Raw genomic sequence first — 18912 nt, forward strand, 5'->3', positions numbered from 1 at the left:
CGGGCGATCGGACCGGCCCCAGCTGTCAGGCGCTGCCGTCCACGACGGTGCCCAGAAAAGAAGGCGGTGCCGCACCTGAGCTACACAGCGCGTCGTGCTCAGAACGAGGTCAGTCGATCAGAGTCCAGCAAGGTCAGGTGAGTGTCTCGTGCCAAATCGCGACGGTTTGGATCCAGTGCTCCCCACCAAACGTGCGCGGCTTCAAGCATGTCCTGCGCGAACTGATCAACCATGAGGAGTAGGGCGCCGTCTCTCTGCACGTTGTGCCAGCGGTTGTCCCGAACCCCCGGAGTGCAAAAGTGGAAACTCTCCAGGGCCCTACGGACTTCCTGACCCGTTATGTCAGCAGACCCGGCGTGAAGCATTGCGCACCGCAAGGCGTAACAGTCGTACCCGGAGAGAAAGACATGCGGCTTCTCGCCCGGCGCGAGAGGCCATGCGCTTGTGTACTTATGGCCCACATTCTCATCGAACCAGGTCGCATACTTGTGGCGGTTTGTCTTCTTGCTGAGGTCGGAGGCCTTCACACAGATGTCCGGCAGCGTCAGGCTCATCACCAGAGCAGCGTGCCAGTTCTGATCGCTGAGCGCGCGGCCCAGACCGTCGAGAAACCCTTCCACGATCGCGGCTCCGAATCAGTCCGAAGCCTGTGTCGCGACCAAGGGATGTCCCATGACTTCGAAGTAGATCACGACATCCTCCTCCATCTGTCCCCTCATGTCCTGCCCCTGCATCGTGAAAAACCTTGCCCCCGACTCGATGACAATCTGCTCCTCGCCGACCAGCCTGACCTCGCTGGTATACAGGCGAGGCCGACCCACATGGCCATCTCGCTCTGCGATGAAGGCGACATCTTGGCCAACGCGAAGCGGCGCGCCGGTGTAGTCGACGGCGGAGAACGGCGAGTTCGTCATGCCCCCACGCTCCCACACACGACTGACAGCCGTCCAAGTAGGCACTGAGCTGCTGTAATTGAGGGGATATAGGTTTTGCGGCAGGTCGCCTTTGCTCCGGCGCCAGGGGGGGCTCAAGCCGGTCGCCGGTCGACGGCGCACCTCAGCCGTACCACGCCCGGAGCCGGATCGAGGACAAGGGGACTGCCCGCCGGGCAGACCAAAAGCCGGGCGTCACAGCCCCGGTGACTCGGCGGCGTGCTGCTTCAGGAAGAGGCGGCCTGTATCTCTGCGGTGGCCTGGGAGCGGGGCGTCTTGGCACCGGTCTTGCCCACGTCGATGGTCCGGGGGTCGACGGCTTCGAGGGGGGAGCCGACCGCGTAGGGGCCGTCGGCGTCTTCGGGCTGGTTGGGGCGGTCATGGGGCAGGAGGAAGAACGTTCGGCGGACGAACAGGCCGCTGTCCGGCAGCGCCCGCGCCTTGGGTACGAGGTTGCTGTAGCCGACGAGCCGGCCGCCGCGTTCGTAGCGGGGCTTGCCGCGGCGGGTGGTGACCTTGTCGAGGGCCTGGCGGACGTAGTCGAGGTCCTCGGTGCTCTCCAGCCAGACGATTTCGGCTTCCTGGGCGAGATCGCCTTCCCGTGGCATCGCGCTCATGTCGCCTCCTGGTGGTCTGCGGCCGGGTGCCCGCCGGCAGATGCTGCGTTCATACTGCCCCGTTTTCGGTGGGGCGAGCGGAACTGCTGTGGAGGGCACCCTCCATCGTACGGCTGTTCTTCCCGCGGCCTGGGGGTGCCAGTCGTCGTCATCACGGTGTTCCTTGCCCGTCGCTGGCCTCGGCGAGGAGGGCGAGGCCGGGGTAGAGCTTGGTCGCATTGTTCTTGATCATGTCGGCGGGCGAGGCCAGGCCGAGTTCCTGGCGGATGCGCGCCGCGAAGGCCCGGCTCGTGGAGGGGCGGATCATCTCCTCCGAGCACCAGCGGCCGTAGACCTCGTACAGGAGTTTCTGCTCCACCCGCAGCTCCGGGTTCGGGCGGCCGTCGGTGCCTCGGGTGCAGAGCTCGGACAGGAAGCGGCCGATGTGGTCCTCGGTCGTCTCGTACGCAGCGGTCGCCACGCGTACGGAGTCGGGGCCGGTCAGCGGGTCGCGGGTGCTGAGGTAGCGGCGGGCGCCGTCGATGAGCCACTGCAGGATGCCGGGGCCCTCGTCCTGGACGAGTTCAGCGGCGAGGTTGTCGATCTTCATTTCGTTCGGGACGGTGCGCTCGAAGGGGATGAGGCGGATGCGGCGCCAGAACGCGTGGCCGCCGGTGCCGACTTCGGGGCGGTGGTTGCCTAGCAGCCACAGCTTGTGTGTCGGGGCGAAGGTCATGAAGTCCTGCCGCATGCGGCGGGCGGTGATGCGGTCGCCGCCGGTCAGGAGCTTGACGCGGGACTCGTTGAACTTGTCGTTCTGCTTGAGCTCGCTGCACACCACGATCCGCCGGCCGTGGAGTTCGGTGAGCTCTGTGCTGTGTTCGGCGAACTTTCCCTTCTCCATCAGGAAGCCCGGTGGGGCGGCGTTCGCGTAGTCGCCGAGGATCTGGGTGATGACTTCGAGCAGGACCGACTTGCCGTTGGCGCCCGTCCCGTAGAGGAAGGGCAGGACCTGGGCGCCGACGTCGCCGGTGATGGAGTAGCCGAGCAGGACGTGGAGGAAGTTGGTGGTCTCCAGTCCCCGCTCGTCCCGGCCGAAGGTGTCGCTCAGGAACCGCTGCCAGCGCGGGATCGGCATGGTCCTGGGGGCGACCTGGGTGGCGCGCGAGTGCATGTCGCTCAGCGGGTTCGGGTCGCTGAGCTTGCCGGTACGAAGGTCCACGACCCCGCCCGGCGTGCACAGGGAGTAGATGTCGCCGTCCAGGACCTGGGGGTCCATGCGCATGCCGGGGGCAGCCTGGGCCTGGAAGAGCATGGCCTTCACGCCGGCCGTCGACTCCGAGCGCCTGCGGTGCGCGGCAAGGTCGCGGCTGCTGAACCGGCCCTTCGGATCGGTGTCGGCGAAGGTCTCCGCCATGTCACCGGCCGCCCAGACCGCGGCCTCCTCGCCGCCGGTCAGCTTCCACCGGTACTCGTCCCACGAGTGCCAGCCCATGCCGACCACGTAGCGGAACTGATCGGCGTAGAGGCGGGCGAACAGCTTCGCGTTCCCGCGATCGGTCAGCGCGTCCGGCAGCACCCCCGCGTCAGGGGCCGCGTACCGGGCGTCGGACTGCTGGGCCGGCAGCAACGGCTGCGCCACCGCCAGGTCGAGGATCTGCTGGGCTGCGCTCTGCGCGTCGAAACCCGCCGGCTCGGCGTTCATGACCGTCCTCGAAGATGGGCTCGGCAGTCGGCCCGCACGTACGACACGCATCGGACAGCCCTGCCACCGAAGGCCGGGGCCGGGAGCCCGTCCAAGAGGCGTTCCCAGTCGTAGGCGCCGTCGTTCAGCGCGGCGGGAACCGTCGACGGGCTCGGGGGCTGACGGAACAACGGCTGTCCTTGTCGAATACGTGCGGGACCACATCGCCCAGTCCACACCCGGCCGTCACCCGGCCCACGGGGAGGGACGGGTTCAACGGGACTGACGGGACTGAGTTGTCGGCATTGCGATGCAGAGCGTAGTCCACTCCCCGCCCCTTGAAGAGCTTCTGCTCTCGTGTCCCGGAACTTGAGTCCCGTCAGTCCCGCAAGCCGGGCCCGCGCGCCGGCCTCCTGTGAGAGTTCAGTCCCGTCAGCCGCCGTGGGCTTCAGCCCCGTTGCACATTTACGCAGGTCAGCGACTCAAGGGCTTGCCCAACGGGACTGACGGGACTGAAGCCGTCAGTTATAAGCTACGTAGAGCACTCTTTTATATGCGCGCGCCCGCGTGTACACGACAGTACATATGTAGGTGATAACTGACAGGTTCAGTCCCGTCAGTCCCGTGAAAGATAGAGTCACCGCCGCTGACCTGGTCTTTCTCCGTACGGGACTGAACACGCCACGGGACTGAACACGGCACGGGACCGAGAACGCCGCGGCCGACCGCAAGCCTCTGAACCTGGAGCACTCAGTCCCGTCAGCCCCGGACGGGGGACTGCTTGCTGAACAGGTCAGGTCGGAGCCACGGCCAGCACAGCACCGGCACGCGGCTTCCGGTAGAACATCAAGCACCGAGCCCTGGACCTCGACAGCGTCGCCGAACCCCGCTCGAACGAGGACCGATGAGGGCGGAAGGGCGGGTGGCCGCCGTGGTGAAGCTCGCTCTCCACGCCGTGCGTCAACGCCGGCCACCTCCTGGTCCTGCCGCGCGTTCACGTCGAGGACGCCGGTACCGGGAGCCCGCCCAAGCGGAGCCGTTCCGGGAGGACAGAGCCGTGTCCGGGGTGCGGCCCGCGCGTTGAGAGGGGGTGAGCGAAGGAATGGGGGCCGAGCCTTCGCACCGGTCGGTGGATGACGTGCGCGCCCTGGCGCTGGTGCTCGTGTCCGATGCCGAACGGCTCCGGGACGAAGTAGCCGCGGTCGGGTCTGCGAGGCCCGCCGACCTGCTCGCCCGAGTGGTGGCGCTGCGCGACAGCAGGAGGCTCCTGGCGGAGTGGATCATCGACCTCCAGGTGCAGCAGGTCGATGTGCCCAACTACCCGCCCGAAGACTGAGCATCCAGGGCTTGTTGACCTTCAGGTCGTAGCTTGCCCTGGCAGCACCAGCCCTCCTCCAGGGAGCGGGAAGTCAATGCGCCACGGTGGACACCGATGTCGGACAGAGTCCGCGAAACCTCCCCGCCGATGATCGGACGCGTCGTACGGTCGTCTCCGGACCAGTGACCGGCCAACAACACACGGTCACATAGTGATGGCATTTCGGAGGAGAGACGTCGTGGGCATTCTGAGCAAGCGGCGCAACAACGCAGATCGCCGCACTGTCCCCGCACAGGCAAGAGCGGCAGAGGCAGACCCCTGGCCCGGACGCCGTGATTGCGCCGATGAAGTGGCAAAGGCAGCCGGTATCGGCGTGATCCGGATCCGCTGCCACACCACCACCTGGGACTACTTGCAGGAAGGGGCCAAGCACTGGCGCGAGCGCCAGAACAGGTACCGCCCGGACGCATTCCGCCCGGCCACCGGGGATGAGATCACCACCAGCGCTGACGGTGTCGTCACCGTTCCTCTCGGAGGCTCGTCCCTCGCTGCGATTCTGCACTGGTGCTTCGAGGTGCAGGGCATCCTGTACACCGATCTCGAACGCGGCATCGGACGCCGCGTCGGCCGGGCCATCTCCGAAGCTCTGGGGAACCTGGCAGCCGGCCGAGGCCAGGGCGACCCGTCCGCTGTCATCTGGCTGGACGACCAGATCGCGGCCGCCGACCACCACGCCACCGCGCAGACATGACGCTGACCGTGGGATTCCGGCTGGGCAACGACACCACAACCCGGCAGGTGACCGTCCTGGTGACCCAGGCCGCCGTCCTGTACCGAGCCCAGGGCATCTACGGAAAGCGGGCGCGCCTGTCCCGCCCCGAGCAGTCCCTTGCGCTGAGCACCCGCATCCCGGCGTTCCAGGGCGAGCACCCTCTCGCCCGCCCCATCGCCGACCTGCGCAAGCACCACGCCACGTACACGACGAACGGCTACACCCGGATCCTCATTCCGCCGGCGGTCGTGCGTCTGACCTTCGACGAGGACCAGGAGCTGACCCCGGCAGCACTCCGGGCGTTGTTCGAGGCATTCATCGGCGCAGCGCCCACCACCCCACAGTCCCTTGAAGCGGCCATCACCGCCTTCCGTGCAGAACTCGGTCTGGCCTCCCGGCCCGAACACGTCGCCTGGGCACCCCGCAGGAAAGAGCTACCGCCCCGCGTCGCCGCGATGCTGCGCACCCTTGAGCACGGGTCCGCGCTCACCCCGGCCCGGCAGCGCCCCGTCGGATGGACGGTGACCGGTCAGGGCGTGCGGCTACACGTCGGACCGACGGGCGAGGGCCTCGACCGGGCGGCAGTGGTCGAACTGCAGGCGGCGCTGAGCGCGTGGCTGCACTTCACCAAGGACACCGGACAGCCAACCCCGCGCGGCGACGTCCTCACCTCGCCCCAGGAACACCTGCGCTGACCACGCCGGCGCATCCGGCGGGCCCTGATCCAAGAGCTGGACTGCGGCCGGCGTGCGGTCCGACTCCGTAGAGGTAATAACTGACAGATTCAGTCCCGTCAGTCCCGTGAACGATCGGGTCGCCCTAGCTGACCTGGAGTTTCTCCGTACGGGACTGAACGGGACCGAACCCGCGACTGCGTCCCGCGCGGGCACGCCGGACGGCATCGTCGACCAGGAGCTCGGCGTCGTCCGGGTGGCCAGTGAGGCAGTCGCCCAGATCGAGGCCGGCGTCCTTGAAGGTTCAGGCTCTGTCGGAAGCGAGCAGCAGCCACCCTGGCCGAGCAAGGCGCGCGGATGAAAGCGTATGTTGCTACCCGAGCCAGACGATGTTGAGGACCGTCAAGCTGTGCCGGTGCCGGTTGATCCAGTAAGTCAGGGAGAGCTGGCCGACGGCTGCGTAGCGGACGTCTTCGCCCTCTTGGTCGTCCGCGTCGAACTGCGGGAAGACCCACGGGTTGTCGGCGGCCGCAGTCAGGATGTCCCACGCGGTGTCTTCGGCGTGGTCGGGCAGGGCGCCGAGGACCTTGGCGGCCGCGGCGGAGACGCGCACCGCGTACGGCTGTCCGCTCACCTGCACCGCCTGCGAAGTTCCGCCAGGTCGATGGCGTCGCTGTCGTCGTAACCGGAGGCGACGAACGCGTCGACGGCCGGGGCGTGCGCGATGCGGCCCTGCCAGTCCTGGATGACCTTGTACAGGCCGGCGAGGGAGAACGTACGCCGTGATTCTTCGAGAGCGGCCGCCCACTCCTGTTCGAAGGCCGGCACCCATGTGCTCGCACGCCTGCTGGCGCGCAGCTGGGCAAGGAGTTCTGCCGGCGCTCCCGGCGCGGGGGCGTACGGCGTGATGGGTGCGTGGTCGGGCTGTGCGCTCATCTCGTCCTCCCGGCAGGTAGTTCCCTTCACGGTACGCGCAGTAGAGGGAACTTTGGCCTGGGTCTCGCTGTTTCCGTGCCGGGCGGGGCGAGGGCCGTTCCTATGCGAGACCGAGAGCAGGTAGCAGGGGGAACCGGACGCGGGCGGCGTGCGCGGCGAGGACCGCCACGGAGCGCCAAACGGCCTTGCGCAGCCCTGCCCTCATTTCCCGGGCGCGGGCCGCGGTGAGCGACGTCCGCGCAGGTTCGACGCCGTGCTCCTGGTTCTCGGTGTGTTCGCCCACGACTCGCACATCCCGGCACGACCGCCGCTTCGAACCACGGCTACGGAGCACCGCCCGCGCCGCGCACCGTAAGGGCGCAGCCACAAACGGACTGCGGACCTTGGGGCCTGCCTTCCCCGATCAGGTGACAGTCGCGGTGATTGCAGGTCACAGGCCCCGGTCCGCTGCGACCATGAGCGCCCGTCAGCCCCCGGACCTGCTGGAGTGCTCCGTGACACTGCGCCGCCTCGGCTTCTTGCCCGCCGCCCTGCTCACCACCCTCGTCCTGACCGGCTGCACCGCTGGCACGACTGAAGCCACCGACCCCAAGCCCGCCACGACCGAGTCGGACACCACCAGCCCCTCCGGCGCACCGGGCGGAGCACCGGACGCGGCCGGCATCCCGCTGGCCGACGCGATCAAGAAGATTCCCGTCGCCGCGGAGAAGCGCACCGGGTACGAGAGGGACAGCTTCAAGCACTGGGTCGACGAGGACGGCGACGGCTGCAGCACCCGGCAGGAAGTCCTGATCGCCGAGGCGGTCACCGCACCGAAGCAGGGCGCGCGGTGCGCCCTGACCGGCGGCCGTTGGCGCTCCTACTACGACGATGTCGAGGTCACCGACGCGAAGAAGCTGGACATCGACCACATGGTGCCGCTCGCCGAGGCGTGGGACAGCGGTGCCTACTACTGGACCCCCGAGCGCCGACAGGCTTACGCCAACGACCTGGTCGCCGAGCGCTCCCTGGTCGCGGTCACCGCGAAGACCAACCGCTCCAAGGCCGACAAGGACCCGACGGCGTGGATGCCGCCTGCCGACTCTGCCACCTGCACCTACCTCGTCGACTGGACCGCCACGAAGCTGCGGTGGGGCCTGACCGCTGACCAGGCCGAGCAGGAGGCGCTCCTTGAGAACGCCGAGCCCTGCGCCGACTCCGTCGTCCAGTACAAGACGGCCCCGTAACCGAGGAGCTGCAGGCCGCCCCGCACCACTCCCCTGCACCGGCGCTGGACGGGCTGCTTCGCAAGCCCGTCCAGCGCCCGGGCCCCGCTCAGTAGCGGCGCGCGTAGCGGTGAAGACGCGTACGGGCCTCGGGCTCAGTGAGGCCCAGGCCCGTGGCGATCGTTTCCCAGGACTCGGAGTCGGCTCGGGCCGCGTGCGCGGCGACCGCACCCGTTTCGGCGATCGTGGACTCCAGGGCGGCGACGATGCGGAGTGCGGCCAGGGGTGCGTCGTCGGCCAGGACGACCAGGCGCTCCCGCAGGCGGGTAAGGAGATCTGTGATGTCCTCGGGAACGGGGACGCTGCGGTGCTCAACCTCCGTCATGTGCTGCTTCCAGTCCGCGTGCGGCCCGCTGGTGTCGTACCACTCCGGGCCCTCGGCGGCGACCTGCTGCCAGTCGACAGGGTGCAGGGTTGTACCGCGCCAGCCGCACGAGCACGCTCCGCGCAGCGCGGATGCCCGCGGAGCGTTACGGGTGTGGCCGTCGTAGACCCACCAGTCACTCGTCTCGTGAAAGTGGGTGCCGCTGCCCAGATCGAAGAACACCGGCTTCGGCTCCGTGCCATCCGGCAGCACCGGGCCCGGGCGCCCCCGGTGCGAGGCGCCGAACTCCTCGGTGTGCCATTCGAACTCGGTCTCCTCCACGATCCCACCCCTGCTCTCACGGACCACGCTCGTGGCGTGGTGCGTTCGTATCCGCTTCCTGGTCTTGACCCTGCCCGAGCCCGGCCGCCGGGGAGTCCCGATCACCCGAACCGGTGACCTCAAGAAGGAGGGATTACCGCGTGGCGCTGGCCCTGGCGAGGCACCCGGACGGGCCGCTACGAGGCCGTCTCCACCGGCCCACTGGGCACGGTGGCGAGCAGGCCGTCCATGAGGGCCTGGTAGCGGTGCAGGTCGTCGGCCCATCCGGGGGTCGCCAGGAACTGCACCGTGCTCATGGCGATCGCGATCTCGCCGGTCGTCCCGCACGGGGCGAAACCTCCCGCCAGGGCCCATTGGTCCCACATGACATCCGCCATCAGCCGCTGCGGAATGTCCGGCCTTTCCTCGGCTCGCTCCCACAGTCGTTCGAGCGTGCCGGACGCCCTGGTGCACGCGCGCACCGCCGCGCACAGCGTCCGGTCGTCCGCCTCCTCAATCGTCCGCACCAGCCCGCGGAGCCCGTCGGCCAGGGTGGACAGGGCCATCACATCGATGCCAGCGAGTTCGGCCTCCTGCTGGACGGCCCGGATGTGCTCGATCATCGGCCCGGCTCCCGGCGGCGCGGCCGCCTCCCACGAGCGAGCATCTCCTCGAAGCCGATGTCGGCCGTGCCGCCGACCAGCACGCGGGCCCCGAATCCGGTGACAGCGCGGTGATGCAGGTTGGGCACCCAGGACGGCGGCAGCTCCACCCCCTCCCTCGCTGCGGATTCCCGCAGCGTGCTGTTCAGATCCAGGCGCGATGACCGCCGGTTCTGGAGCAGCTGCGCCGCGAGCTGCTGCCGTGCCTCGAAGGCGTCGTCGGAGTCGCCGACGGGCACCTGCGCGACGTCGAGCCCGGCCCTGTCCAAGGGAGTGCGCAGCGCGGAGACCACAGCACCTCGCAGGCGTTCGGCCGTCTGCGGGGTGTCGGCGAGTGCCCAGATAGCCCACCCGAGCCAACTGATGCCGCGGCGGCCCTGCCCGGACAGCTGGGCGAGAAGGGCGGCGATGCGCACGATCTCCGGCCGCACGGCGCCATCCTCGCCGCGCCACTCCGTGGTTCTGGGCAGCCACAGATGCTGGCGCCACCGCTCCAGCTGCGCGACGCTCACACGGTGGCCGTGCCGGGGTCCACTTCGGCAATCAGGGCGAGTTCGAGACGGGAAGGCGTGCTGTTGCGGGGCATGGTCAGTTCCTCCGGTCCGGGCCCATGGTGGATACGACGGTGTAGACGGCGGCCGCCGTTCCCAGCGCGCTCTCCCACGCCTGACTGCGGGCCGCCATGACGCCGGCGGTGACCACCAGGAGTACACCGAGCATGCGCTGCGCGGTGGAGCGCGGGTGATTGATGTTCATGCGGTATCCCTTCGGGTGATTGTCTGCCCCGGAGCTCCGGGGCAGGCAGGCCGTCGCCCGGGAATGCGGTATGGCTCTGCTCTCTCATCACCTCATGCCGCACCGGCCGGAGTTGGGACAACTTCGCGGGGTACGGCGCCAGCCAGGCCCCCTCCCCCTGCCCGCGCCCTCCGTCCCAGGCCCCGGTGCGACCGGCGCGCACGTCGGGTACCGCCCACGGCCTGACCGCGCCGGGCGGTGCCGGGGGGTGCCTCTATGTCCTTCGTCAAGGTGTGACCGTGTGCCGCAGTCGACGGCTCTTGAGCATCCCGGCAACCATTCCGGCTCGGCGGGGGTCCTCCCTACCAGGCCCCGCTCGGGGCCATCGACGCAAGAGGGAGGAGCGTCATGGGGGTCCGCAGGGCAGCCAAAGGCGTCGGCGACTTCCTGGTCGAGACGCTGGGAGAAGCCGTCGCCGAGGTGATCCTCAGCCTGCTCGCCTGTGCCCTGCTCGGCTGCCTGGCTCTGATCGCCTACCTGAGCTGGTCCCTCAGCCCGCGCTTCACCATCGCGGGGGCTGGGCTGCTCAGCCTCCTCCTCGCCCACGGCGCCTGGCAGACCTTTCGCACCCCCGCGAAGGGGCGCCGTCGGGGCCCCGCCGCCCTGACCGCTGTCGGTTTCACCGTGACCGCCATGACGGCCCTCTTCCTGCTGCTCTACTCCACAGGATGCGACTGTCCGTGAGGCCGTTTGGTTCAGCTACGCAAGTCCGAGGCCGGTCATGCGGTAGCTGTTTCGGGGACGCGTGACTCGTAGAAGGTGCCGTCGCGGAGCATGGTGTCGGAGTACGGCTCAGCGCCCCAGTTGCGTACGGTTGAACGTCCCCGGTTGATGGCGCGCGTTCGGGGTCCGGGCTGCGTCGAGGTCACAAGATCGTCTCTGTTGTTAGCCGTCTGACCTGGCCCTGGCAGGATGCGTGAATTGACCCGAAGAATGGTGGGCTGTGCTGGCCTGCTGGTTGCGCTCATGGGATGCAGTGATTCCGGTGACGGTGCTGCAGCCCCGAGTGGAGTAGAGCGTGTGGAGGCGACGGCTTCGATGGACCCGAACTCGATCACTGTCCTGGTGACCTTCGTCGGCGGGCCGGCTGATGGTCTGACCGAGCACCGTCCGCTGGCAGAAGCGACGGGCAAGGTCACCATCGATGGTGTGACCTATCGGGGCAATCCGGGGCCGCCGCCGGAGGTGAAGGACACCTCTGAGGGCCTGGCCCAGGTGATGAAGCCCGAGTGAGGCAGGAAGGTCTCCGCCAAGGGCTGGTTCTCCCTAGGGCCTGTCCGGCGGATCTTCGTGCGGCATCATGTGCGAGGTGACCTCGACGCAGCCCGATGACCTGATCACCCGCCTGATTGAGGCCGATAAGCCAGCCGATGTTGTCCATGCCGGGGCCGCTTGCCTGGCTGGGATGCTCGACGGGTTCGGGTGGGTCAGGTCTCGGAATTCGCTGGAGCGCCGGGACTCGGTTCGCCGGGAGGTCCTCCAGCTGGAGAAGGCAAAGTGGAACCGATCGGGACACTTGATCAAGGTCACCGTGACGAGCCTGACCGTCTTCGACGACGGCCTGGGCCGGTGGCGTCGCGCCAACCCCGAGCTGACCGTTCGCCGACCCGAATCAGTCGAGTCGATCGTCTGCGCCTCCAGCTTCGTTGACATGCCCGGTCAGCACTTCGTGGTGCTCACCCAGCCCGAGGAGCGCCCAACGAAACTGGAGAAGTTCGCAGCTCACCTTCGTGACACCGCGCTCCCATGGTTCGCCAGTACCACCGATCCCGAGCAGATCGCACGGGCAGCTCCTGATCCACTTCTCACTGGGTGGGGGTTCGCGCAGGATTTGGTCGAGTTCCTCGTCAGCACCGGCCACCACCCGCAGGCGCAGGCGCTCTGGAGGAGGGTCCAGGAACATCAGCCGGCCCATCAGCAAGCGTTCGCGGCGGGCCGGGCCATGACCGGGACACGAGAGCGACCCCGCTGGCACACACCCGAGGCCGTCGGGTGGAGCGCCTCTGTCCTGGGTCTGCTGTAGGGGCCCCGTGCGGTGATTCAGGGCCTGAGCCACAGGCGTATCGACGCGACGGTGACGGTGCCGTGGAAGACATAAGCGCGCTTGTCGTACCGCGTCGCGATGGCCCTGGAGTGCTTGAGCCGGTTGATCGTGCGCTCGACCTCATTCCGGCGCTTGTACATCGCCGTGTCGAAGCCCGCGGGCCGGCCTCCTTGGCTGCCGCGGCGCCGGCGGTTGGCCCGCTGGTCCTTCGGCTCCGGGATGGTGTGCTTGATCTGGCGTCTGCGCAGGTAGCGGCGGTTTCGGCGGGAGCTGTAAGCCTTGTCGCCGCCGAGGTGGTCGGGGCGGGTACGAGGGTGGCCGCCACTTGGGCGCTTGACCCCGATGCGTTCCAGGACCGGAATCAGCTGTGGGCTATCGCGACGCTCGTAGACGGTTTTCCAGCTCCCGAACCGGGCTGGCAGCAGGGGCACGTCGAGGATGCCGACGGCGCTGACGCCTTCATCCCGCCGGGCGAGAGCTCCACACCGCTGCCCCGTACGGGCGAACATCAGCCGGAGACGGAGTAGCGAACCGTTTCGCCGGGACAGGTAGCTGCCATGACTCTCCTGCGTACCCGGCGGCCCAGCACCAGCGCGTTCCTCGCGGCCGCCGTCCCTGTCATCCTCGCGGCCTCCCTCACCGGCCTGACCCCGGCGCACGCCACAAGCCCGGGCGCAGCCGCCGTGCCCCAGGGCAAGATCGCCTGCCCCGGCGGGTTCGTGTGTATCTACCCCGACATCAACTTCGTCGGTCAGCCCTACGTCAAGCGCGCCACCGACGGCTCGGTGCGGCACCTGCCCGACTCCATCCGCGGCGCCGGCAGCTCCGTCATCAACAACAGCGGGCGCACCGCGAGGGTCTACGCCAAGGACAACTACACCGGATCCCACGTCTGCGTCGGACGCGAAGGCGGCACCATCGCCGACCTTCGCTCCTACGGCATGAACGACGCCACGCACTCGCTGAAGAACAACGACACGCCCTGCGGCGCCTGACGCAACGAAGGCGGCAGCTGCCCGGGCCGAGGCTCTCGGCCCGGGCAGACCGTTGCCCGGGCCGGCCCGCTGCCTGTGGTGAACGTTGAGGTCGTCAGCCGAGGCGGTAGCACGCTTTCTGCTTCGAGCCCTTGAACTGTGTGCACACCAGCGTCTTCTTCGGCAGCTTCGGCCCTCCGCGCCGACCGCTGTAACCCCACAGCGTCTCTACCGCGACTCCGGGTACCCTCCCGTTCTCGCCCGTCCACGTGGACTTCTTCCACCCACCGACCGTGATTCGCTTCCCGGGTTTCTGGTAGGTCCAGCGAGCCCAGTAGGTGTGACCTTTACGGCCCGAGACCTTGTGGGCAATGAGCAGCGGTACCCGGTGCGGGGAGGCCCGCGTGTACTCGATGACGATGCAGTAGTCGCTGCTCGCGGTACACCTGTGAGTGCTCAAAACGGCCGTGGGCGAGGGCGCCGCCTGCGCGGATGCCGGGAAAGAGACAAGGAGTGCGGCGCCAACCGCCAACATCATGATCTTCCGCATGTCCGGTCAACGGGAACCGCGTCAAAAAGTGCGGCCGACAGATTCAAATCACCCGCACGAGGCTTGACCGACAAGTCTTCCCGCGGGCGAGCGGGTCGCTGGCAGCAGGGAGTCGGCGGGTCCCCGCCCTGCGATGGCCGACGGGCATCGCAGGGCCGGGGCCGCCGGCCGACCGGATTACCCGTGGTAGGTGATGTAGCCGTTTCCGTCGCGGTCGTTGCCCGTCTTCGTGTACGAGTGGACGTCGGCGCGGGCGCCGGAGGGCTTGTAGAGGTAGATGGTGTCCTTGTCGTTGTTCCAGATGAAGTTGCAGTTCTGGCGGTATACGACGTTCTTGGTGTCGGAGTCTGTGCCGCGGTTGCCGCGGAGCTTGACGTAGTCGCCGGGCTGCAGTGTGTGGGACTTGGTGAACGTGAACCGGTTCCCGGCGGCGTCCTTGACGACGTAGCCCTTGAGATTCACCGTCGTGGTGCGCGAGTAGTTCTTGATCGTCAGGTACTCGCTTGCGGCGTTGCCGCCCGAGCATTTGTTGGAGTCACGGCCCGGGGCGTCGTACTGGACACCCTTGATCTTCAGGACCGAGGAGTACTCGGCCGCCTGGGCCGGAGCACCGGCCAGAAGTCCGAGCGAGACGACCGACGCGGCGGTTGCGGCAGCGGTCAGGACATGACGAATACGCATGAGGAGTCCCCCCTCTGTGGTGCGGATGCAGCGCCCTGGAACCTACCGACAAATGTGACCACCAAGTGAAGAAGGGTCATGGGGAAGTGTGTGCGACGACGGACGCCTTTCCCCGTCGGGGGCAGCTCATCCCATTTTCGCCACCAGATGCGGCATGGATCCTGCACGCGCCCAGTGGATGGGGCGGCGCTCCCGCTCTGTGCCCGGTGCGCATGCTTGGCCAACTGGCATCGGAAGTAGGGCCGTCAGGCTCGATCGCGCCACACAAGCGTGCTGGTGGTTCTACGGTGTGGGCGGTAGCGGTTCGTCGAATTGGGGTGGGGTCGGTGGATATTCCTCTGGTAGATGCTGTGGCAGCGGTGCGGGACGAGCTGGTCGCGGCGGCGGCACGGGGTGGGGCGCATCCAGATGTGGTGTTCGCGGTGGGGCCGGTGGAGATGGAGTTCGAGGTCGAGTTGCGGGCGGACGCGTCGGCGAAGGCCGGGTTCAAGCTGTGGGCGGTGGGCGCGGAGACGCAGGCCGGGGTTTCACGTGGCCGCACTCACCGAGTGTCGTTCACGCTCACGCCGAGGAACGCACACGGCGGTGACCTGCTGGTCAGCGGTGCCCAGGAGCGCACCGCAGGCCCGGGGAACCTGTCGGACCGCATCTCGGACTGAGGACCTGAAGGGCACCGGCTGTCTGCCCGGGGCGGCTGACAGGCAGCGCATGCAAGGCGTGCGGGAGATCTGTGGGAGGGGGCGGGGTGGAGCGGGGTCGTGTGCTGGGTGTGGCCGGTGCGGGCGGTCCGGGGTCCGGGTACGCGGTGGGCGGAGATCTGGTGCTGACTTCCGCGCATGTCGCGGCAGGGGCCGGTGAGCGGGTCGAGGTGTTCCGGCCCGGCCGTGACGGTGTGCGTGGCGGGCGGGTGGTGTGGTGCGGTACGCCCGGCGGGCGGGACGACGCCGCGCTGGTCCTGCTCGATGACCCCGCGTGGTCTTCGCCGGGGACGGTGCACTGGGGGCGGATGGTTACAGACCAGCCCGGCGCCGCGTGCCGGACCTGGGGCGTGCCGGACGTCGCCCAGCAGCCCGGGCAGCCGGTGGAGGCAGTTCAGGCGGAGGGGCGGATCAATCCGGGCAGCGGGTTCGTCGGCAACCAGTACGTGATGGACCTGCTCCAACACCCCCCGCAGTGGTCCCAGGGCGGCAGCTCGCCGTGGGGCGGGCTCTCCGGGGCGGCCGTGTTCTGCGACCGGCTGCTGACGGGAGTGGTGGCCTCCGACCGGGCACATTCCGCACATAGTCAGCTGAACGTCGTCCCCGCCTACGTCCTGCACCACGTCCCGGCGTTCCGCGCGGTGCTGGCCGAACACGGCGAACACCCGGCCGGCCTGGAGGCGGTGGAGTTTCAGCGCCTGGCCGACGCCCCGGGCGGCAAGGGCGGGGTGGGTGCGGCTTCGCCTGCGGTGTTGCTGCAGGCAGGCTGGCAGACGGTGCCATTCCATGGCCGGGACGAGCTGCTCACCGACCTGCGCACGTGGTCTGGGCGGGGCGGGTTCGGGGCGTGGCTGCTGCACGGGTCCGGCGGGCAGGGCAAGACCCGGCTCGCCCACCACCTGGCCGGACTGCTGGCAGCCGACAACTGGGCCGTGCTGTGGCCACGCTCGGACGCCGACGCGTCGCAGCTGCGCGAGCTGCGGGATGTGGTCAAACCGCTGCTGATCGTCCTCGACTACGCCGAAACCCGCACCGGGCAGCTGACCGCGCTCATCGAGGCCGCCGCCGACCACCCCGGCACGACCCCCTTCAAAGTGCTGCTCCTGGCCCGCACTGACGGCGACTGGTGGACCCAGGCCAGAAGCGCTACCCGCCTCAACGAGGACTACCTCGACGATGTGCCCTCCGTGCTATTAGCACCGCTGGAGCAGGCCCCAGGCCCGCGCGCACAGGCTTACCGCACCGCCGCCCGCGCCCTGGCCGGCGCCCTCCCCCGGGTGCGTGACTTGGCCGGCCACGACTGGCCCGCCGCCGCCGACAGCCTCCCCACCCCGCGACTCGACCAGGACGCCTTCGCTAACGCGCTGACCCTGCAGATGACCGCCCTCGCCGACCTCCTCGACACCGCCATCGCGGACAGCGACGCGACGACAGTGCTGACAGCCGAGCGAGCGCAAACCGTGGAGGACCGGCTGCTGTGGCACGAGCGCCGCTACTGGCAGCACGGCGCCACAGCACTCGGCCTCGCCCCGGCGCTGAGCAGCGGCACACTGGAAACCGCCTTGGCCGCCGCCCACCTTGTGGGTGCGGCCAACCGGGAACAAGCCGACCAAACGTGGTCCAGGCTTCCGGCCCTGGCCGATCAGCCACGTGACCGGCGCGACCTGGTCACCGCCTGGATCGCCGCCCTCTATCCGCCCGCCGCGCCGGGCCGCCCATGGGGCGCGCTCCAGCCCGACCGGCTTGCCGAACGCCACATCGGACGCATCCTGAACGCCCACCCCGCCATCGCCGAACACCTCATAGACGGCGCCGACGACACGCAAACCGCCCAACTCCTGACCGTCTACAGCCGCGCCGCCGCCCATCCAGTCTTCAACGGCCGCCTCGACGCCCACCTCACCCGCCTGTGCACCCACCTGCCGGCGGAACTCGCCTCCCACGTCATCGCCGCCGCCGTCCAGGCCGACCACCCCCAGCCCTTCATCACCGCCCTCAATGCCCTCGTAACCGACCCCGACGCCGCACCCGACGACCTCAACAACCTGCACAGCCGGTTCCCGCGCTCCACCCAGCGTCTGTTCCGCACCGCTACCCGCCTAGCCCAGGTCATCACCAGCCGCTATCGCCCGCTCGTCAAGGCCGACCCGGACACCTACCTCCCCCAACTCGCGGGATCCCTGAACAATCTCTCCATCCGGCTTGGCGACATGGGGCGGCGGGAGGAGGGCCTAGACGCGATCAAGGAAGCCGTGAGCATCCACCGCGTGCTCGCCGAAGCCAACCCGGACGCCTACCTACCCGACCTCGCCATGTCCCTGAATAACCTCTCCACCCGGCTGGGAGACATGGGGCGGCGGGTGGAGGGCCTAGACGCGGTCGAGGAAGCCGTGGGCATCCGCCGCGTGCTTGCCGAAGCCGACCCGGACGCCTACCTACCCGACCTGGCCATGTGCCTGAACAACTTCTTCGTCCGGCTGGGGGGCATGGGGCGGCGGGAGGAGGGCCTAGACGCGATCGAAGAAGCCGTGGGCATCCGCCGCGTGCTCGCCGAAGCCGACCCGGACGCCTACCTACCCGACCTCGCCATGTCCCTGAACAACCTCTCCATCCAGCTGGGGGAGATGCGACGGCAGGAAGAGGGCCTGGTTGCGGTCGAGGAAGCCGTGAGCATCCACCGCGTGCTCGCCGAAGCCAACCCGGACACTTACCTCCCCGACCTCGCCGCATCCCTTCACAACCTCTCCATCCGGCTGGGGGACATGGGACGGCAGGAAGAGAGCCTGGTTGCGGTCGAGGAAGCCGTGAGCATCCACCGCGTGCTCGCCGAAGCCAACCCGGACACCCGCCTCCCCCACCTCGCCACATCCCTTTACAACCTCTCCATCCAGCTGGGGGAGATGCGACGGCAGGAAGAGGGCCTGGTTGCGGTCGAGGAAGCCGTGAGCATCCACCGCGTGCTCGCCGAAGCCAACCCGGACACCCACCTCCCCCACCTCGCCGCATCCCTGAATAACCTCGCTGTCGACCTGGGCGACGTGGGGCGGTGGGAAGAGGGCCTGGCTGCGGTCGAAGAAGCCACGCGCCACTACCGCGTGCTCGTTGAAGCCGACCCGGACACCCACCTCCCCGACCTCGCCACATCCCTGACCAACCTCGCCGTCCGGCTGGGGGACGCGGGGCGGTGCGAAGAGGGCCTGGCTGCGGTCGAAGAAGCCACGCGCCACTACCGCGTGCTCGTTGAAGCCGACCCGGACACCCACCTCCCCGACCTCGCCACATCCCTGACCAACCTCGCCGTCCGGCTGGGGGACGTGGGACGGTGGGAAGAGGGCCTGGCTGCGGTCGAGGAAGCCGTGGGCATCCGCCGCGTGCTCGTTGAAGCCGACCCGGACGCCTACCTACCCGACCTCGCCATGTCACTGACCAACCTTGCTGTCCGGCTGGGGCACAGGGGACGCCGGGAGGAGGGCCTGGCTGCGGTCCAAGAAGCAACGCACCACTACCGCGTGCTCGCCGAAGCCAACCGGGCGCGCTTCGGTGCGAACCTACAACGTTCGCTGGACGTCGCCGCCTGGCTTGAACCCCTTCCGGAGTAGAGGCACCCCTGCTTCTTGGCCGCTCCCGCCCCTCGGTACGGGAGGCGTTCTAGGTGTTGAAGGAACAGCACCAGCAGGAGGCCGGGGCACGGCAGGGACGAGCGATG

22 protein-coding genes and 1 pseudogene are annotated in these 18912 nt (G+C 68.8%); 10 read left to right on the forward strand and 13 right to left on the reverse strand.

Annotation, left to right across the window (positions count from 1 at the left end; all coding sequences use genetic code 11):
* Window positions 1–98: 98 nt before the first annotated feature.
* The 4 genes from ABZ565_RS29100 to ABZ565_RS29115 all read right to left on the reverse strand — a co-directional run bounded on the left by ABZ565_RS29100 (window position 99) and on the right by ABZ565_RS29115 (window position 3233).
* The gene (locus ABZ565_RS29100; protein WP_361033180.1) at window positions 99–620 is read right to left on the reverse strand and encodes a hypothetical protein; all 522 of its coding nucleotides are present in this window, start codon (window positions 618–620) and stop codon (window positions 99–101) included.
* Window positions 621–635: 15 nt separating this feature from the next.
* On the reverse strand, window positions 636–914 hold the full coding sequence (locus ABZ565_RS29105; protein ID WP_361033183.1) for a hypothetical protein: 279 nt from the start codon (window positions 912–914) through the stop codon (window positions 636–638).
* A gap of 245 nt (window positions 915–1159) precedes the next feature.
* Complete coding sequence (locus ABZ565_RS29110) at window positions 1160–1549, reverse strand: DUF6009 family protein (protein ID WP_361033186.1); 390 nt, start codon at window positions 1547–1549, stop codon at window positions 1160–1162.
* 151 nt (window positions 1550–1700) lie between these two features.
* Window positions 1701–3233, reverse strand: a complete 1533-nt coding sequence (locus ABZ565_RS29115; protein WP_361033189.1) for a phage/plasmid primase, P4 family — start codon at window positions 3231–3233, stop codon at window positions 1701–1703.
* 1108 nt (window positions 3234–4341) lie between these two features.
* Here ABZ565_RS29115 and ABZ565_RS29120 point away from each other — a divergent pair.
* The 3 genes from ABZ565_RS29120 (at window position 4342) to ABZ565_RS29130 (ending at window position 5997) form a co-directional block, all read left to right on the forward strand.
* Entirely contained in the window at window positions 4342–4548 is a 207-nt protein-coding gene (locus ABZ565_RS29120) for a hypothetical protein (protein WP_361033192.1), read from the forward strand.
* A gap of 220 nt (window positions 4549–4768) precedes the next feature.
* The gene (locus ABZ565_RS29125) at window positions 4769–5281 is read left to right on the forward strand and encodes a hypothetical protein (protein ID WP_361033195.1); all 513 of its coding nucleotides are present in this window, start codon (window positions 4769–4771) and stop codon (window positions 5279–5281) included.
* Entirely contained in the window at window positions 5278–5997 is a 720-nt protein-coding gene (locus ABZ565_RS29130; RefSeq protein ID WP_361033198.1) for a hypothetical protein, read from the forward strand. The genes ABZ565_RS29125 and ABZ565_RS29130 overlap by 4 nt, the downstream gene beginning before the upstream one ends.
* A gap of 352 nt (window positions 5998–6349) precedes the next feature.
* Here the strand turns inward: ABZ565_RS29130 and ABZ565_RS29135 are convergent, their stop codons facing one another.
* Window positions 6350–6610 carry a hypothetical protein gene (locus ABZ565_RS29135; protein WP_361033201.1) on the reverse strand — a complete coding sequence of 87 codons (261 nt, stop codon included), beginning with the start codon at window positions 6608–6610 and terminating at the stop codon, window positions 6350–6352.
* A complete protein-coding gene (locus tag ABZ565_RS29140; RefSeq protein ID WP_361033203.1) occupies window positions 6607–6912 on the reverse strand; it encodes a DUF6247 family protein in 306 nt (101 codons plus the stop codon). Before ABZ565_RS29140 ends, ABZ565_RS29135 begins: the two co-directional genes overlap by 4 nt.
* Window positions 6913–7367: 455 nt before the next feature.
* On the opposite strand from ABZ565_RS29140, the gene ABZ565_RS29145 reads away from it, so the two are divergent.
* Window positions 7368–8138 (forward strand): HNH endonuclease family protein, encoded by a 771-nt coding sequence (locus ABZ565_RS29145; RefSeq protein ID WP_361033206.1) that lies wholly within the window; start codon window positions 7368–7370, stop codon window positions 8136–8138.
* Between the two features lie 88 nt (window positions 8139–8226).
* Here ABZ565_RS29145 and ABZ565_RS29150 read toward each other — a convergent pair whose 3' ends face one another.
* From ABZ565_RS29150 to ABZ565_RS29165, 4 genes are all read right to left on the reverse strand, one after another.
* The gene (locus ABZ565_RS29150) at window positions 8227–8823 is read right to left on the reverse strand and encodes a hypothetical protein (RefSeq protein ID WP_361033210.1); all 597 of its coding nucleotides are present in this window, start codon (window positions 8821–8823) and stop codon (window positions 8227–8229) included.
* A gap of 176 nt (window positions 8824–8999) precedes the next feature.
* Complete coding sequence (locus ABZ565_RS29155; RefSeq protein WP_361033213.1) at window positions 9000–9425, reverse strand: hypothetical protein; 426 nt, start codon at window positions 9423–9425, stop codon at window positions 9000–9002.
* Window positions 9422–9976, reverse strand: coding sequence for a hypothetical protein (locus ABZ565_RS29160; RefSeq protein WP_361033216.1), 555 nt, complete (start codon window positions 9974–9976; stop codon window positions 9422–9424). Before ABZ565_RS29160 ends, ABZ565_RS29155 begins: the two co-directional genes overlap by 4 nt.
* Window positions 9977–10052: 76 nt before the next feature.
* Window positions 10053–10220, reverse strand: a complete 168-nt coding sequence (locus tag ABZ565_RS29165) for a hypothetical protein (RefSeq protein WP_361033219.1) — start codon at window positions 10218–10220, stop codon at window positions 10053–10055.
* Between the two features lie 387 nt (window positions 10221–10607).
* Here ABZ565_RS29165 and ABZ565_RS29170 point away from each other — a divergent pair, with 387 nt between their 5' ends.
* From ABZ565_RS29170 to ABZ565_RS29180, 3 genes are all read left to right on the forward strand, one after another.
* Complete coding sequence (locus ABZ565_RS29170) at window positions 10608–10943, forward strand: lysine transporter LysE (RefSeq protein WP_361033222.1); 336 nt, start codon at window positions 10608–10610, stop codon at window positions 10941–10943.
* 336 nt (window positions 10944–11279) lie between these two features.
* Window positions 11280–11492, forward strand: coding sequence for a hypothetical protein (locus tag ABZ565_RS29175; protein ID WP_361033225.1), 213 nt, complete (start codon window positions 11280–11282; stop codon window positions 11490–11492).
* Between the two features lie 76 nt (window positions 11493–11568).
* Window positions 11569–12282 carry a hypothetical protein gene (locus tag ABZ565_RS29180; RefSeq protein ID WP_361033228.1) on the forward strand — a complete coding sequence of 238 codons (714 nt, stop codon included), beginning with the start codon at window positions 11569–11571 and terminating at the stop codon, window positions 12280–12282.
* A 17-nt stretch (window positions 12283–12299) separates the two neighbouring features.
* Here ABZ565_RS29180 and ABZ565_RS29185 read toward each other — a convergent pair.
* A pseudogene (locus ABZ565_RS29185) lies at window positions 12300–12680 on the reverse strand (transposase); the annotation flags it as partial.
* A 180-nt stretch (window positions 12681–12860) separates the two neighbouring features.
* Between ABZ565_RS29185 and ABZ565_RS29190 the strand changes: the two are divergent.
* Complete coding sequence (locus tag ABZ565_RS29190) at window positions 12861–13298, forward strand: peptidase inhibitor family I36 protein (protein ID WP_361033231.1); 438 nt, start codon at window positions 12861–12863, stop codon at window positions 13296–13298.
* 94 nt (window positions 13299–13392) lie between these two features.
* Here the strand turns inward: ABZ565_RS29190 and ABZ565_RS29195 are convergent, their stop codons facing one another.
* Together ABZ565_RS29195 and ABZ565_RS29200 are read right to left on the reverse strand one after the other, a co-directional pair.
* Window positions 13393–13827 (reverse strand): hypothetical protein, encoded by a 435-nt coding sequence (locus tag ABZ565_RS29195; RefSeq protein ID WP_361033234.1) that lies wholly within the window; start codon window positions 13825–13827, stop codon window positions 13393–13395.
* Between the two features lie 177 nt (window positions 13828–14004).
* The gene (locus tag ABZ565_RS29200) at window positions 14005–14508 is read right to left on the reverse strand and encodes a lamin tail domain-containing protein (protein ID WP_361033237.1); all 504 of its coding nucleotides are present in this window, start codon (window positions 14506–14508) and stop codon (window positions 14005–14007) included.
* A 326-nt stretch (window positions 14509–14834) separates the two neighbouring features.
* Between ABZ565_RS29200 and ABZ565_RS29205 the strand changes: the two genes are divergently transcribed.
* Entirely contained in the window at window positions 14835–15167 is a 333-nt protein-coding gene (locus tag ABZ565_RS29205) for a trypco2 family protein (protein WP_361033240.1), read from the forward strand.
* Between the two features lie 161 nt (window positions 15168–15328).
* A complete protein-coding gene (locus tag ABZ565_RS29210; protein WP_361033243.1) occupies window positions 15329–18805 on the forward strand; it encodes a tetratricopeptide repeat protein in 3477 nt (1158 codons plus the stop codon).
* Window positions 18806–18912 lie beyond the last annotated feature (107 nt).

This window comes from Streptomyces sp. NPDC016469, from assembly GCF_040632905.1.
Lineage (GTDB): Bacteria > Actinomycetota > Actinomycetes > Streptomycetales > Streptomycetaceae > Streptomyces.

What these genes read in the sequence shown, in the direction of transcription:
- ABZ565_RS29165 (WP_361033219.1), bottom strand. Translation starts at nt 10,220, where the DNA reads ATGAACATCAATCACCCGCGCTCCACCGCGCAGCGCATGCTCGGTGTA.
- ABZ565_RS29155 (WP_361033213.1), bottom strand. Translation starts at nt 9,425, where the DNA reads ATGATCGAGCACATCCGGGCCGTCCAGCAGGAGGCCGAACTCGCTGGC.
- ABZ565_RS29130 (WP_361033198.1), top strand. Translation starts at nt 5,278, where the DNA reads ATGACGCTGACCGTGGGATTCCGGCTGGGCAACGACACCACAACCCGG.
- ABZ565_RS29110 (WP_361033186.1), bottom strand. Translation starts at nt 1,549, where the DNA reads ATGAGCGCGATGCCACGGGAAGGCGATCTCGCCCAGGAAGCCGAAATC.
- ABZ565_RS29200 (WP_361033237.1), bottom strand. Translation starts at nt 14,508, where the DNA reads ATGCGTATTCGTCATGTCCTGACCGCTGCCGCAACCGCCGCGTCGGTC.
- ABZ565_RS29195 (WP_361033234.1), bottom strand. Translation starts at nt 13,827, where the DNA reads ATGCGGAAGATCATGATGTTGGCGGTTGGCGCCGCACTCCTTGTCTCT.
- ABZ565_RS29105 (WP_361033183.1), bottom strand. Translation starts at nt 914, where the DNA reads ATGACGAACTCGCCGTTCTCCGCCGTCGACTACACCGGCGCGCCGCTT.
- ABZ565_RS29190 (WP_361033231.1), top strand. Translation starts at nt 12,861, where the DNA reads ATGACTCTCCTGCGTACCCGGCGGCCCAGCACCAGCGCGTTCCTCGCG.
- ABZ565_RS29170 (WP_361033222.1), top strand. Translation starts at nt 10,608, where the DNA reads ATGGGGGTCCGCAGGGCAGCCAAAGGCGTCGGCGACTTCCTGGTCGAG.
- ABZ565_RS29115 (WP_361033189.1), bottom strand. Translation starts at nt 3,233, where the DNA reads ATGAACGCCGAGCCGGCGGGTTTCGACGCGCAGAGCGCAGCCCAGCAG.
- ABZ565_RS29140 (WP_361033203.1), bottom strand. Translation starts at nt 6,912, where the DNA reads ATGAGCGCACAGCCCGACCACGCACCCATCACGCCGTACGCCCCCGCG.
- ABZ565_RS29145 (WP_361033206.1), top strand. Translation starts at nt 7,368, where the DNA reads ATGAGCGCCCGTCAGCCCCCGGACCTGCTGGAGTGCTCCGTGACACTG.